Source organism: Nisaea sp. (genome assembly GCF_017640745.1).
Classification (GTDB): Bacteria; Pseudomonadota; Alphaproteobacteria; order Thalassobaculales; family Thalassobaculaceae; genus Nisaea.
On sequence record NZ_JAEPQA010000019.1, the window covers coordinates 55650 to 68933 of the forward strand.

12 protein-coding genes are annotated in these 13284 nt (G+C 64.4%); 5 read left to right on the plus strand and 7 right to left on the minus strand.

Going from position 1 to position 13284, the window contains the following annotated elements; translation table 11 throughout:
- The first annotated feature begins 2 nt into the window (after positions 1-2).
- Positions 3-1079 (plus strand): DNA polymerase III subunit delta, encoded by a 1077-nt coding sequence (gene holA / locus JJ959_RS14185; protein ID WP_292884648.1) that lies wholly within the window; start codon positions 3-5, stop codon positions 1077-1079.
- Here the strand turns inward: holA and JJ959_RS14190 are convergent.
- The 5 genes from JJ959_RS14190 to mnmE form a co-directional block, all read right to left on the minus strand.
- Positions 1071-2135, minus strand: a complete 1065-nt coding sequence (locus JJ959_RS14190) for a ParB/RepB/Spo0J family partition protein (RefSeq protein WP_292884783.1) — start codon at positions 2133-2135, stop codon at positions 1071-1073. The two genes, holA and JJ959_RS14190, sit on opposite strands and share 9 nt — an antisense overlap.
- Positions 2136-2137: 2 nt before the next feature.
- A complete protein-coding gene (locus JJ959_RS14195) occupies positions 2138-2965 on the minus strand; it encodes a ParA family protein (RefSeq protein WP_292884651.1) in 828 nt (275 codons plus the stop codon).
- Positions 2937-3563: a 16S rRNA (guanine(527)-N(7))-methyltransferase RsmG gene (rsmG, locus tag JJ959_RS14200; protein ID WP_292884654.1), complete on the minus strand. Its 627-nt coding sequence runs from the start codon at positions 3561-3563 to the stop codon at positions 2937-2939. Before rsmG ends, JJ959_RS14195 begins: the two co-directional genes overlap by 29 nt.
- Complete coding sequence (mnmG, locus tag JJ959_RS14205; protein ID WP_292884656.1) at positions 3560-5419, minus strand: tRNA uridine-5-carboxymethylaminomethyl(34) synthesis enzyme MnmG; 1860 nt, start codon at positions 5417-5419, stop codon at positions 3560-3562. Before mnmG ends, rsmG begins: the two co-directional genes overlap by 4 nt.
- Before the next feature lie 118 nt (positions 5420-5537).
- Positions 5538-6890: a tRNA uridine-5-carboxymethylaminomethyl(34) synthesis GTPase MnmE gene (mnmE, locus tag JJ959_RS14210; RefSeq protein ID WP_292884659.1), complete on the minus strand. Its 1353-nt coding sequence runs from the start codon at positions 6888-6890 to the stop codon at positions 5538-5540.
- A 105-nt stretch (positions 6891-6995) separates the two neighbouring features.
- Here mnmE and JJ959_RS14215 point away from each other — a divergent pair, with 105 nt between their 5' ends.
- The 4 genes from JJ959_RS14215 (at position 6996) to JJ959_RS14230 (ending at position 11299) form a co-directional block, all read left to right on the plus strand.
- Complete coding sequence (locus JJ959_RS14215) at positions 6996-9023, plus strand: thioredoxin domain-containing protein (protein WP_292884663.1); 2028 nt, start codon at positions 6996-6998, stop codon at positions 9021-9023.
- Positions 9020-9508, plus strand: a complete 489-nt coding sequence (locus JJ959_RS14220; protein WP_292884666.1) for a methylated-DNA--[protein]-cysteine S-methyltransferase — start codon at positions 9020-9022, stop codon at positions 9506-9508. Before JJ959_RS14215 ends, JJ959_RS14220 begins: the two co-directional genes overlap by 4 nt.
- A 91-nt stretch (positions 9509-9599) precedes the next feature.
- A complete protein-coding gene (locus tag JJ959_RS14225; RefSeq protein ID WP_292884669.1) occupies positions 9600-10298 on the plus strand; it encodes a dienelactone hydrolase family protein in 699 nt (232 codons plus the stop codon).
- 26 nt (positions 10299-10324) lie between these two features.
- Entirely contained in the window at positions 10325-11299 is a 975-nt protein-coding gene (locus JJ959_RS14230; RefSeq protein ID WP_292884672.1) for a quinone oxidoreductase, read from the plus strand.
- Positions 11300-11372: 73 nt separating this feature from the next.
- Here JJ959_RS14230 and rho read toward each other — a convergent pair whose 3' ends face one another.
- Positions 11373-12635 carry a transcription termination factor Rho gene (rho, locus tag JJ959_RS14235; RefSeq protein ID WP_292884675.1) on the minus strand — a complete coding sequence of 421 codons (1263 nt, stop codon included), beginning with the start codon at positions 12633-12635 and terminating at the stop codon, positions 11373-11375.
- A gap of 209 nt (positions 12636-12844) precedes the next feature.
- A complete protein-coding gene (hemJ, locus tag JJ959_RS14240) occupies positions 12845-13276 on the minus strand; it encodes a protoporphyrinogen oxidase HemJ (RefSeq protein WP_292884678.1) in 432 nt (143 codons plus the stop codon).
- Between the last annotated feature and the right edge of the window lie 8 nt (positions 13277-13284).

A 13284-nucleotide genomic window follows, 5' to 3' on the forward strand; every position in this document is an offset into this window, starting at 1 on the left:
CGATGAAGCTGAAATCCAACGAGATTGCAGGTTTCATTCGCCGCCCGCCGGAAAATGTCCGGGCCGTCCTGATATACGGGCCGGACGGCGGGCAGGTTCGGGAAATCTCCGACAAGATCGCCAAGACCGTCGTCGAGGATCTCGCCGACCCGTTCCAGGTTGCCGATCTTGTGCCGGAAAGCCTGAAAGACGAACCGGGCCGCATCGCGGACGAGGCCGCTGCGATCTCGCTCACCGGCGGGCGACGGCTGGTACGGCTCCGGGGCGCGACGGATACGGTGACAGCTTCGGCCGTACTGGCGCTCGGCGCCGAGACGGGCGACAGCCTCATCATCATCGAGGCCGGAGCGCTCGAGGCACGCTCGAAACTGCGCAAACTCTTCGAGACCGAGAAGCAGGCGGTCGCCATCCCCTGCTATCTCGACAGCGGTGCCGGTCTCGACAGTGTCATACGGGAGACCCTCGCAAGCTTTGAAGTGCGGGCCACCCCGGACGCCCTCGCCTACATGACCGCGCATCTCGGCGGAGACCGCCGCGTGACACGCTCCGAAGTGGAGAAGCTCGCGCTCTATGTCGGCAAGGGCGGAGAAGCGAGCCTGGAGGACGCCCAGCAGCTGGTCGGCGACAGCAGCGCCCTCGCCCTCGACCAGATCGCGCTTGCGGTGGCGAACGGCGACGTGGCGGCAGCGGACCGCATGCTGCAGCGGGGCTATGCCGACGGGTTGAACGCGATCGCCGTGCTGCGGGCGGTGCTCAGACACTTCCAGCGGCTGCACCGCGCGGCGGCGCACATGGCGGACGGCGACAGCGCCGATCAGGCTGTGCAGAAATTGCGGCCGCCACTCTTCTTCGCCGTGAAACCGGCCTTCATGGCGCAGCTCCGCGCCTGGCCGATCCAGCGCCTGCGCCTCGCCCTCACCCGCCTCGCGGAAGCCGAAACGCAGTGCAAGTCCACCGGCACGCCGGATCTCGCCGTGGCCGGACAGACACTGCTCGGCCTCGCCTACAGCGCGGCGCGCAGCCGGGCACGGGCACCCGGCCGGCAGCCGTCACGGTTCACGCCTGGAAAATCAGGATGAGGGGGTCGTCTCGCCGTCTTCGATCAGTTCGCTGAAATCGATCGAGTTGCCGTCGGCCTTCGCGATTTCTTCCGCCGTCTCCTGATCGTAGTCCGGCACGTCCCCGAGAAATCCGCTCATCGCCGGCGAACTCAGGTCGGCGCTGACCGTGCGCGGTGCGGACATGATGGCAAGAAGGGCGTCGAGCTGTTCCAGACTTTCGTACTGGATCATCAGCGCCCCCGACTGACCGTCGACGCCGGTGGCGATCTCAACATGCATGCCGAGCTTCTGGGACAGGTCCTGCTCCAGCGCCCTGGTGTCGGCATCCTTCTCGACCGATGCCTTCCGGCGCGCCTGCTTCGGCGCAGTCTGACCGGACGGCTGCTTTTCCTTCTGCACCAGACGCTCGGTCTCACGGACATTGAGCTTCCGGCGCACTACCTCGGCCGCCAGCGCCGCCGGGTTCCCGGCCGTAAGCAACGCGCGGGCATGGCCGGCGCTGATCTCGCCGGCGTCGAGATAGCCGCGTACTTCCGTCGGTAGCGCCAGCAGGCGCATGGTGTTCGCAACGTGGCTGCGGCTCTTGCCGACCGCTCGTGCGACGTCCTGCTGGGAGTGGCCGTGCTCCTCGACCAGGCGGTGATAGCCTTCGGCTTCTTCGAGCGGATTGAGATCCTCGCGCTGGACGTTCTCGATGATCGCGATCTCGAGCGCCTCGCGATCGTCGAACTCGCGGATATGCGCCGGGATCTCGTGCAGCTGGGCCCGCTGGGCGGCGCGCCAGCGGCGCTCGCCGGCAATGATCTCGAAGGTGCCGGGCTGGTCCGGGTCGCGGCGCAGCAGGATCGGCTGGATGACGCCCTTCTCGCGGATACTGTCCGCCAGCGCGTCCAGTTCCTCCTCGTCGAAGATCCGGCGCGGCTGGAAACGGCCCGGATGAACCTTCTCGATCGGAACGGACTTGCTTTGCTGCAGCCGGTCGACGGAGCCGCCTTCGGTCTCGCCCTCACCGAGGAGCGAGGCGAGCCCGCGGCCGAGCCGCCGGTTCTTGGCGCTGGCGCTGCCGTTTTCCATGCTCACGCGGCGATGCTCCTTTCGCGCTTCATGACTTCGCTGGCCAAGTGGATATAGGCCTGCGAGCCTGAACAGCGCATATCATAGACGATGACCGGCAGCCCGTGCGAGGGCGCCTCGGAGACCCGGACGTTCCGCGGGATCACGGTGCGGTAGACCTTGTCGCCGAAATGCTCCCGCACATCCTCGGCCACCGCGATCGAGAGATTGTTGCGGCGGTCAAACATGGTCAGCACGACGCCCTGGATCTCGAGGTCCGGATTGAAGGCGGTGCGCACGCGCTCCACCGTCCGCATCAGCTGGCTCAGACCTTCCAGCGCATAGAACTCGCACTGCAGCGGCACCAGAACGGCGTCAGCCGCGACCAGCGCGTTCAGCGTCAGCAGGCCGAGCGAGGGCGGGCAGTCGATCAGGATATAGTCATAGGTGTTCGTACCCGGAGCCATGTGCCGGACCAGCGCCTCGCGCAGGCGAAACTCTCGGTCCTCGATCGTCACCAGTTCGATCTCCGCGCCGGACAGGTCCTGCGAGGACGGCACGATGGAGAGCCGGGGAACTTCGGTCTCGAGCGTCGCGTCGGCGATGGCCGAGGCGCCGATCAGCACCGAATAGGAATCCTCGTCCCGGTTCTTCCGCGGCACGCCGAGTCCGGTGCTCGCATTGCCCTGCGGATCCAGGTCGATGACCAGCACTCTTTTCTGGCAGGCCGCGAGCGCGGTGGCGAGGTTGATGGTGGTCGTGGTCTTGCCGACCCCACCCTTCTGGTTCACGACGGCGAGAATCCGGGGCGCTACGGCGGCATCACCCCTCAGCATCATGGCTTCCGACATACGATATGCCCTCCAAGCGCAAGAGACATCCCTCGGGGTCCGACCAGCTCGGGGTGAGGGTTTCTGCCATATTCCATCTTTCACGAGCGGTAGTCAATTCCTTCTCGACCGCCCTACCCTTCAGGAAGAGGCAAATGCCGTCATCCTTCAGATGCGGCTTGGAGTAGTTAAGTAATACATCGACGGACGCGAGAGCCCTCGCGGTCACAATATCAACATCTAGTGGGCTGACCGATTCTACCCTACTAGCGTGAATGGTCACTTCGGCGCCGCAGGCGCGGGCTGTTTCACGCAGGAAGACCGCCTTGCGCTGATCCGACTCGCAAAGATGCACATCCCGCGCACCCATGATCGCCAGTACCAGCCCGGGAAAGCCGGCGCCGCTTCCGATATCGAGCAGACGGCGATGATTCGGCGGCAGTTCGGGAAAGATCTGCGCGGAATCGAGGAAATGACGCAGCCAGATGTCCGGCAGCGTGCTCTTGGAGACAAGATTGATGGCGCGCTGATAGCGCTCGACCATCCCCGCATAGATTTTCAGGCGCTCGAACGTTTCACGTGAAACGCCCGTCCGGGAAGCAAACTCTTCGGGGCTCACGCTGCGTCCCTGCCGATCCGGCGCACGTGGCGCAGCAGCAGAATGACGGCCGCCGGGGTCACGCCGTCGATCCGCGCCGCCTGGCCGATCGTCCGCGGCGCAACCTTGATCAGCTTCTCGCGTACCTCGTTCGAAAGTCCCGAGATCGCGGCATAGTCGAGCGTCCCCGGGATCTCCAGCGCCTCGTCGCGGCGATAAGCCGCGACGTCGCTTTCCTGACGCTCGATATAGCCGGCATATTGCGCGTCGATCTGCACCTGCTCCGCGACCGCGGGCTCCAGGGTGCCGAGTTCTGGCCAGAGAGCCACCAAGCCATCCCAGCTCACGGTGCGGTAGCCGAGAATGTCGAACGCACTGCGCCAGACGCCGTCCTGATTGACCTTGATCCCGGCCTTCTGAAGCGCGTTCGGCGTGCCGCCAAGCCTGCGGGCCAGCGCCCGCCCCTCCTCGACCGCCGCGAGCTTCTCCATGAAACGCGCCGCGCGCGTATCGCCGACACAGCCGATCTCCATGCCCTTCGCGGTCAGACGCTGGTCCGCATTGTCAGCACGCAGCCGCAGCCGGTACTCGGCCCGCGAGGTCAGCATGCGGTAAGGCTCGCTGACGCCCTTTGTCACGAGATCGTCGATCAGCACGCCGATATAGGCGTCGGCCCGGTCGAGCACGAAACGCTCGCCCCGGCCGCCGGTCCGGAGCGCTGCGTTGACGCCGGCCATCAGACCCTGCGCCGCCGCTTCCTCGTAGCCCGTGGTTCCGTTGATCTGTCCGGCAAAATAGAGACCCGGCACCCGCTTGGTTTCCAGCGTGTGCGAGAGCTCCCGCGGATCAACGTAATCATATTCGATCGCGTAGCCCGGACGGATGATCCGCGCATTCTCCAGCCCCGGGATGGTCTTGAACATCTCGTGCTGCACATCGGCCGGAAGCGAGGTCGAGATCCCGTTCGGATAGACCGTCGGATCGTCCAGTCCCTCAGGCTCCAGGAAGATCTGGTGCTGCGAGCGGTCCTCGAAACGGACCACCTTGTCCTCGATGGAGGGACAGTAGCGCGGCCCCACGCCTTCGATCCGGCCGCCATACATCGCCGAGCGATGCAGATTGTCCCGGATGAGCTGATGCGTGCGCTCGTTGGTGTAGGTGATGAAGCAGCTGATCTGCGGCACCTCGATCCGGTCCGTCAGATAGGAGAAGGGCTCCGGCGGATCGTCCGCCTTCTGTTCCGGCAGCCCCGACCAGTCGATGGTCGTGCCGTCGAGACGGGCCGGCGTCCCGGTCTTGAGCCGTCCGAGGCGGAACTGGAAACGGGCCAGCGTTTCCGCAAGGGCCACCGCCGGTGCATCTCCCACGCGGCCCGCCGGGCGGCGCTCCTCGCCGAGATGGATCTCGCCGCGCAGGAACGTCCCAGTGGTAAGCACCACCGCGCCCGCGCGGATCTCGCGCCCGCCCTCGACCACAATCCCGGCAATCGCGCCGCTCTCGTCAAGCAGCAGATCCTCGACCGAACTCGCCTCGATGGTGAGATTGTCCTCTTCAGCCAGAAGATCCTGGATCGCCTTGCGGTAAAGCGCCCGGTCCGCCTGGGCCCGGGGGCCGCGCACGGCCGGGCCCTTGCTCCGGTTCAGCATGCGGAACTGGATACCGGCGCGGTCAATGGCGCGGCCCATGATACCGTCCAGCGCATCGACTTCACGCACGAGATGACCCTTGCCCAGCCCACCGATGGCCGGGTTACAGGACATTTCTCCGATGGTCTCGATCTTGTGGGTGGCGAGAAGCGTGCGGGCGCCCATCCGGGCCGCCGCGGCCGCCGCTTCGCATCCGGCATGGCCGCCGCCCACGACAATCACGTCATACATGGAACCAGTCTCCGGATCGCATGGTTCTCGGTGCGGCACAAAATGAGGTTCCGCCCGGGAAAACGCAATGCTTCATTCGCGATACCGGCCCTGCGTGTTTCACGTGAAACAGGACCGCTTATTTGCCGATACAGAACTCTGAAAACACAAGATCCAGTATCTCTTCGATATCCACCGCGCCGGTGACCCTTCCGAGCGCGCGGGCGGCGAGACGCAGGTCCTCGGCGACGAGACCGTATTCCACCTCTTCCTCGCCCGCTTCGAAGGCCGCGAGCGCCGCGGCCCGGCGCAGATGCTCGAGACACTCCGAAAGGCCCTCGCGGTGCCGGGCCCGCGTCAGGGCCGGAGCTTCCCCGATATCCATCAACTCGGCCGCCACCTCCCCAATCCGGGACAGAAGCGCGTCCAGCCCCTCGCCTGTCTTGACCGAGATCGCGATCCTGTCGGCAGGAAGCTGGGTCCGGGCCTCGACGGAGAGCTGATCGGCTTTCGTCGCCACCAGGATGCGCTCCCGACCTTCTCCGGTCTCCGCCGGCAGGGCTTCTTCTGCCGCATCGCGGAGATCGAGCACCAAATCGGCGCTCGCGGCCCAGGCCCTCGCCCTGCGAATCCCCTCGGTCTCTACCGAATCCATACTTTCACGGAGCCCGGCCGTATCCGCTACCAGCACGGGGAATCCCTTTATGTCGAGATGAACCTCGATCACGTCCCGAGTCGTACCCGCTACATCGGACACTATCGCGGCATCCCTTCTGGAGAGCCAGTTCAGGAGGGATGACTTGCCCGCATTCGGGGGGCCGACGATGGCCATACGAAGTCCGTCCCGGAGGCGCTCCCCGCGCCCGCCATCGTCGAGATGGGCCGCAATACCGGTTTCCAGCGCGTCCATCTGACCGCGGATCTGCTGCCAGACTTCTTCCGGCAGGTCCTCGTCCGGAAAATCCACCAGTGCCTCGATATAAGCGAGGATCTTGACGATCTGCGCCCGCCAGTCCGCGTAGAGCGCCCCGAGGGCGCCGCGGCTCTGGCGCCGCGCCTGGACACGCTGCGCGTCTGTTTCCGCGTCCACGAGATCCGCAATGCCTTCTGCCGCGGTCAGATCCATCTTTCCGTTGAGCACCGCGCGGCGGGAAAACTCCCCGGGCTCAGCGATGCGATATCCCGGCTGCTGTCCGAGGACCCGGAGCATCGCGGTTTCCACCGCCCGGCCGCCATGGAGCTGATATTCGACGATGTCCTCGCCGGTGAAGCTCGCCGGCGCGGCAAAAGCCAGCACGAGACCGTCATCGACGATCTCATCCCCGTCCCGCACGGTCGCGCGGACCGCATAGCGCGGCTCGATCCCGACAAGGCCCGTCAGGCGCTGCAGGCCGTCGAAGGCACCCGGACCGGAGACCCGGAAGACAGCGACGCCCGCACGCCCCGCCGCGGAGGCGAGCGCATAGATCGTATCGTCAGGCGACCCGTTCATCAGCTGGCAGACTCCCGTGCCGTTCGCAGCGCTGGACCTTCGGCCCCTCAGCCCTCACCTTGGGTTGGAGGCGATCGTTTTCACTCCCGGACCGGACCCTGCCCCATGCGCAACGAGCTCGACAAGGAAACCAGCCCCTACCTGCTGCAGCACAAGGACAATCCCGTGCACTGGCAGACCTGGTCCGAGGACACCATCGCCGCCGCCCGCGCCGCCGACAAGCCGATCCTGCTCTCGGTCGGCTACGCCGCCTGCCATTGGTGCCATGTCATGGCCCACGAGAGCTTCGAGGATCCGGACACGGCGGCGGTGATGAACGAGCTCTTCGTCAACGTCAAGGTCGATCGCGAGGAACGACCGGATCTCGACATGATCTACCAGACTGCGCTCGCCATCACCGGACAGCAGGGCGGCTGGCCGCTCACGATGTTCCTGACACCGGAAGGCGCGCCCTTCTGGGGCGGCACCTACTTTCCGCCAGAGCCACGCTATGGCCGTCCCTCCTTCCGCGACGTGCTGCGCCAGGTCGCGGGCGTCTATCGCGAAGAACCGGGACGCGTCGCGGGCAACGTCACCGCCATTTCCCAACGCCTCGACGCGGTCTTTGCCAGCAACCCCGGCGACGGCGTCCCGCTTGAGGCCGCGCCCGAGGTCGCCCGGCGCTTTCTGGCGGAGCACGATCCCGTGCACGGCGGGATCGGCGATGCGCCGAAATTCCCCCAGCCGACGATCCTGAAGTTCCTCTGGCGCACCGGCCAGCGAACCGGGGACGGGCAGATGCTCCAGGCGGTCCGCACCACCGTGACAGCCATGTGCGAGGGCGGGATCTACGACCATCTCGGCGGCGGCTTCGCGCGCTATTCGACCGACGCGGAATGGCTGGTGCCGCATTTCGAAAAGATGCTCTACGACAATGCCCAGCTGCTCGCGCTGATGACCGAGATGCAGCGCCAGGAACCCAGCCCGCTCTACGAGCAGCGCATCCGCGAGACCGTCGGCTGGCTGTTCCGGGAGATGATCTCCGAGAGCGGCGGCTTCGCCTCCTCCCTCGATGCCGACAGTGAGGGTGTGGAAGGAAAATTCTATGTCTGGGATGCGGCGGAGATTGAACGCGCACTGACGGAAGCCGGGCTCGATGCCGCGCTCTTCGCCGCGCATTACGACGTGATCCCGGGCGGGAACTGGGAAGGCGCGACGATCCTCAACCGCAGTCATCGCAAAGGCCCGTTCGAGGCCGAAACCGAGGAAAAACTCCGGGCCGCACGGACGCATCTCCTGAAGATCCGCGACGGCCGCATCCGACCCGGCTGGGACGACAAGGTGCTGGCGGACTGGAACGGCCTGACGATCGCCGCATTGGCGGACGCCGCCAGCCTCTTCGGCGAGGAAGAATGGCTGGAACGCGCCGAGACGGCTTTCACCATTATCACCTCGCACATGGAAGCGGACGGACGGCTGCTGCATTCCTGGCGGGACGGCAGGGCAAAACATGCGGCGACTCTCGACGACTACGCCAATATGAGCCTCGCCGCCCTCGCCCTGGAGACCGCGACGGGCAATCGGCGTTACCTCGACCACGCGATCGCCTGGGCGGCGCTTCTGGAGGATCATTTCCTCGATCCGAAGGACGGCGCCTATTTCTTCACAGCGGACGACCAGAGCGACCTGATGATCCGCACCAAGACGGCCATCGACAATGTCACCCCGGCCGGCAACAGCACGATGGTGGAGGTTCTGTCCCGGCTCTGGCTGAAGACCGGGGATGCGACCTACGCGCTCAGGGCGGAAGCTATCACGCGCGCGTTCGCGGGTTCCTTCCAGCAGCAGCCGGTCGGCTTTCCGGGCCTGCTCAACGGCGTCGAATGGCTGCGCCACGGCCGGCAGATCGTTATCGCCGGAGACCCGGCGGAAACGGATTGCCGGACGCTTGTCCAGACAGCGCGCACGGCAGGCCGGGCGCTCTCGGTGCTCGATATCGTCTCCGGCGAAGAGTCCCTCCCCGAGAGTCATCCGGCGCGCGGCAAGGGACCGGTCGACGGACGCCCGGCGGCCTATCTCTGCGTCGAGCAGACCTGCACGCCTCCGGAAACCGACCCGGAGCGCTTCCGCGAAATTCTCGAGGCCCGGCGATGAGCGACCGTCGGCAGCACAGCTTCGACAGCCCGATCGGCCGGATCCATCTGACAGAGGAGAACGGAGCGATCACCCGTCTCACATGGGTTTCACGTGAAACATCTCCGGACCGTTCCGATTCCGAGACAAGTCCTGTCCTGCTTGAGGCCGAGCGTCAGATCGGTGCCTATTTCGACAAGAAGCTGAAAGTCTTCGACCTGCCGCTGGCCTACGACCGGGGCTCCGCTTTCGAGCAATCCGTCTGGGATGCGATGAAGGATATCCCTTTTGGCCAGCTGCTGACCTATGGCGAGATCGCGGACCGGGTTGGCGGCGTCGCCCGCGCGGTCGGCGGGGCCTGCGGCGCCAATCCGATCCCGCTCGTCATCCCCTGTCACCGGGTGGTCGGCAGCGACGGGAAGCTCACCGGCTTTTCCGGTGACGGAGGGATCGCAACCAAGCAGCGCCTGCTCGATCACGAGTCCGATCAACTCTCCCTGTTTTGAAGAACACTCGTTCCACCACAAGCGTGGACAGGCCGCGACGCCCGCGCCTAGTCTCGGGGCCAATCGGCTGCATCACAAGGGAGGGAGACCCATGTCCTATGTAACCGTCAAGGCCGCCGACGGCGGCAGCTTCCAGGCCTATCACGCCGCGCCTCCGGGCGGCGGCAAGGCGCCAGGGATCGTCCTGATCCAGGAGATCTTCGGGGTGAACAAGGTCATGCGCGACCAAGCCGACGCCTACGCGGCGGAAGGCTATCATGTGCTCTGCCCGGACATTTTCTGGCGTATCGAGCCCGGCATCGACATCACCGACCAGAGCCAGGCGGAATGGGACAAGGCCTTCGAATTGTTCAACGCCTTCGACGTCGACAAGGGCGTCGAGGATCTGAAGGCGACGCTGTCCCACCTGAAAGGCATGGATGGTTGTACCGGCAAGGCCGGATCCGTCGGCTATTGCCTCGGCGGCAAGCTCGCCTATCTGATGGCAACCCGCTCCGACGCCGATTGCAATGTCTCCTATTATGGCGTCGGACTCGACGAGCTTCTTGGAGAATCGGCAAATATTTCAAAGCCTTATCTCTCCCATATCGCCTCCGAGGACGGTTTCGTGCCGAAAGAGGCGCAGGCGAAGATCAAGGCGGGTCTCGCGGGTAATCCTCTGGTGACGTTGCATGTCTATGAAGGCCAGGATCATGCCTTCGCGCGCCAGGGCGGTGCCCATTACGACGCGGCGGCGGCAAAGCTCGCCAACGGCCGGACGTCGGACTTCTTCAAGGCCAACCTCGGATAAAAACGGCTAACAAGGGAACAACCAAAATGGTCAAGGCTATCCAGTTCAAGAAAGCGGGCGGACCCGAAGTGCTCGAGATGACCGACGTCGATCTCGCAGCGCCGGGTGCGGGCGAGATCCAGGTCAAGCACACCGCCATCGGGCTGAACTTCATCGACACCTACCACCGCAGCGGCCTCTATCCCCTGCCCCTGCCCTCCAATATCGGCATGGAAGGCGCCGGCGTGGTCGCCGCCGTCGGCAGCGGCGTGTCGGACCTCAAGGAAGGCGACCGGGTCGCCTATGCCTCCCCGCCGCCGGGTTCCTATGCCGAGGCCCGCAACATCGCCGCCGACCGGGTGGTGAAGATCCCCGACGGTATCGACGACAGGACCGCGGCCGCGATGATGCTGAAGGGCATGACGGCGCAGTACCTGATCCGGCAGATCTACAAGGTCGCCAAGGGCGACACGATCCTGATCCACGCGGCCGCCGGCGGCGTCGGCCAGATCGTCTGCCAGTGGGCAAGCTCTCTCGGCGCCACCGTGATCGGCACCGTCGGCAGCAAGGAGAAAGCGGAAATCGCCAAGGCGAACGGCTGTCACCACCCGATCCTCTACAACGAGGAGGATTTCGTCGCGCGGGTGATCGAGATCACCGGCGGGAAGAAGCTTCCGGTGGTCTATGACTCGATTGGGGCCACGACCTTCGAGAAATCCCTCGATTGCCTCCGTCCGCGCGGCCTGATGGTCAGCTTCGGCCAGGCGGCCGGCCCGATCCCGCCAGTCAATCTCGGCATCTTCGCGCAGAAGGGCTCGCTCTTCTTCACCCGGCCGACACTGTTCAACTACATCTCGACGGCCGAGGACCTCAGGGCCACCGCCGGCGATCTGTTCGACGCGGTCAAGTCCGGCGCGGTGAAGATCCATATCGACCAGACCTTCCCGCTTGCCGAGGCCCGCGCGGCGCACGAGGCGCTGGAAGCCCGCAAGACCACGGGCTCGACCATCCTTCTTCCGTAACGGGACGAGCCGGCACAAACAGAAAGGGCGGAGCCAATGGCTCCGCCCTTTTCTTTGATCTCTATCGAACAGATCAGGAATTCATCGCGTCGAAGAAATCCTGGTTGCTCTTCGAGACCTTCAGCTTGTCGAGCAGGAACTCCATCGCATCCACGGTGCCCATCTGGGTCAGGATGCGGCGCAGGACCCACATCTTGTTGAGGGTCGCCCGGTCCACCAGGAGCTCTTCCTTGCGGGTGCCCGACCGGGTGATGTCGATGGCCGGGAAGGTCCGCTTGTCGGCGAGCTTGCGGTCGAGAATGATCTCGGAGTTGCCGGTGCCCTTGAACTCTTCGAAGATGACTTCGTCCATCCGCGAGCCGGTATCGATCAGCGCCGTCGCGATGATGGTGAGCGAGCCGCCCTCCTCGATGTTCCGGGCCGCGCCGAAGAAGCGTTTCGGGCGCTGCAGCGCGTTCGCGTCGACACCGCCGGTCAGCACCTTGCCGGAAGACGGCACGACGGTGTTGTAGGCGCGTGCGAGGCGGGTGATGGAGTCCAGAAGGATCACCACGTCGCGCTTGTGTTCGACAAGACGCTTGGCCTTCTCGATCACCATCTCGGCGACCTGGACGTGACGTGCGGCCGGTTCGTCGAAGGTCGAGCTGATGACCTCCCCCTTCACCGACCGGTCCATGTCGGTCACTTCCTCGGGACGCTCGTCGATCAGAAGCACGAGCAGGTAGGCGTCCGGATGGTTCTCGGCGATCGCATGGGCGATATTCTGCAGCATGACCGTCTTACCGGTCCGCGGCGGCGCGACGATAAGACCGCGCTGTCCCATGCCGAGCGGGGAGATCAGGTCGATCACCCGGGTGGTCACGTCCTGCTGCTTGTTCTCAGCCTTCTCAAGCTCGAGATTCAGACGCTGCTCGGGATAGAGCGGCGTCAGATTGTCGAAATTGATCCGGTGGCGAACCGCATCCGGGTCTTCGAAATTGATCTTGTTGACCTTGAGCAGCGCGAAGTACCGCTCGCCGTCTTTCGGTGCCCGGATCTGTCCCTCGACCGTATCGCCGGTGCGCAGCCCGAAGCGCCGCACCTGGCTGGGAGAGACATAGATATCGTCCGGACCCGGCAAGTAATTGGACTCGGGAGATCGGAGAAAACCGAACCCGTCCGGCAGCGTTTCAAGAACGCCGGTGCCATAGATCGGAAGATCGTTGTCAGCTAACTGTTTGAGAATGGCAAACATCATGTCCTGCTTGCGCAGAACACTTGCGTTCTCAATCTCCAATTCTTCCGCATAGGCAAGAAGATCTTGGGGGGTTTTTGCTTTTAGCTCTTGAAGATGCATCGTCCTGTCGATGACAAGGTAAAACGAATGTTTGGGAAGGTCGGCCGGTTGAGCAGGCCGCACGAGTGTCGCTTTATCAGCTGACTGTTATGATTTGTTCTGTGCGGGAAGACCTGACGCCATGCCCCACGGCGGTCGGCGATTGATGTCAATTACAGTAGTTCGGCCGCGAGTGTCAAACAACAATAATTGACAAAAATGGAAAACATTCAGGAAAACGGTTTCACGATCACCATGATGACGATGACGATCAGAAGGACGGTCGGGACTTCGTTCGCAATCCGGTAGAAGCGCGCACTGCGACGATTTGCATCGGCCGCGAAATCGCGGCGCCAGCGGGCCATCATTCCGTGAAATCCGGTGAGCAGGAAAAGACAGGCCAGTTTGACGTGAAACCAGCCGTCCGAGAGAAATTCGGGGATTAGCACCAGCATCCAGATCCCGAAAACGAAGGTCGAAACCATCGCCGGATTGATGATGGCGCGCAGAAGCCGGCGCTCCATGATCTTCAGGGTTTCGGAGAGTTCGGAGCCGGGCGCCGCATCGGCGTGGTAGACGAAGAGCCGCGGCAGATAGAACATTCCCGCCATCCAGGCCACCATGCTCATGACGTGGAACGCCTTCACCCATTCGTAACTCATCGCGCTCT

Coding starts and splice junctions, on each gene's coding strand:
- holA (WP_292884648.1), top strand. CDS start 3: ATGAAGCTGAAATCCAACGAGATTGCAGGTTTCATTCGCCGCCCGCCG.
- JJ959_RS14190 (WP_292884783.1), bottom strand. CDS start 2,135: ATGGAAAACGGCAGCGCCAGCGCCAAGAACCGGCGGCTCGGCCGCGGG.
- JJ959_RS14195 (WP_292884651.1), bottom strand. CDS start 2,965: ATGTCGGAAGCCATGATGCTGAGGGGTGATGCCGCCGTAGCGCCCCGG.
- mnmG (WP_292884656.1), bottom strand. CDS start 5,419: ATGTATGACGTGATTGTCGTGGGCGGCGGCCATGCCGGATGCGAAGCG.
- mnmE (WP_292884659.1), bottom strand. CDS start 6,890: ATGAACGGGTCGCCTGACGATACGATCTATGCGCTCGCCTCCGCGGCG.
- JJ959_RS14215 (WP_292884663.1), top strand. CDS start 6,996: ATGCGCAACGAGCTCGACAAGGAAACCAGCCCCTACCTGCTGCAGCAC.
- JJ959_RS14220 (WP_292884666.1), top strand. CDS start 9,020: ATGAGCGACCGTCGGCAGCACAGCTTCGACAGCCCGATCGGCCGGATC.
- JJ959_RS14225 (WP_292884669.1), top strand. CDS start 9,600: ATGTCCTATGTAACCGTCAAGGCCGCCGACGGCGGCAGCTTCCAGGCC.
- JJ959_RS14230 (WP_292884672.1), top strand. CDS start 10,325: ATGGTCAAGGCTATCCAGTTCAAGAAAGCGGGCGGACCCGAAGTGCTC.
- rho (WP_292884675.1), bottom strand. CDS start 12,635: ATGCATCTTCAAGAGCTAAAAGCAAAAACCCCCCAAGATCTTCTTGCC.
- hemJ (WP_292884678.1), bottom strand. CDS start 13,276: ATGAGTTACGAATGGGTGAAGGCGTTCCACGTCATGAGCATGGTGGCC.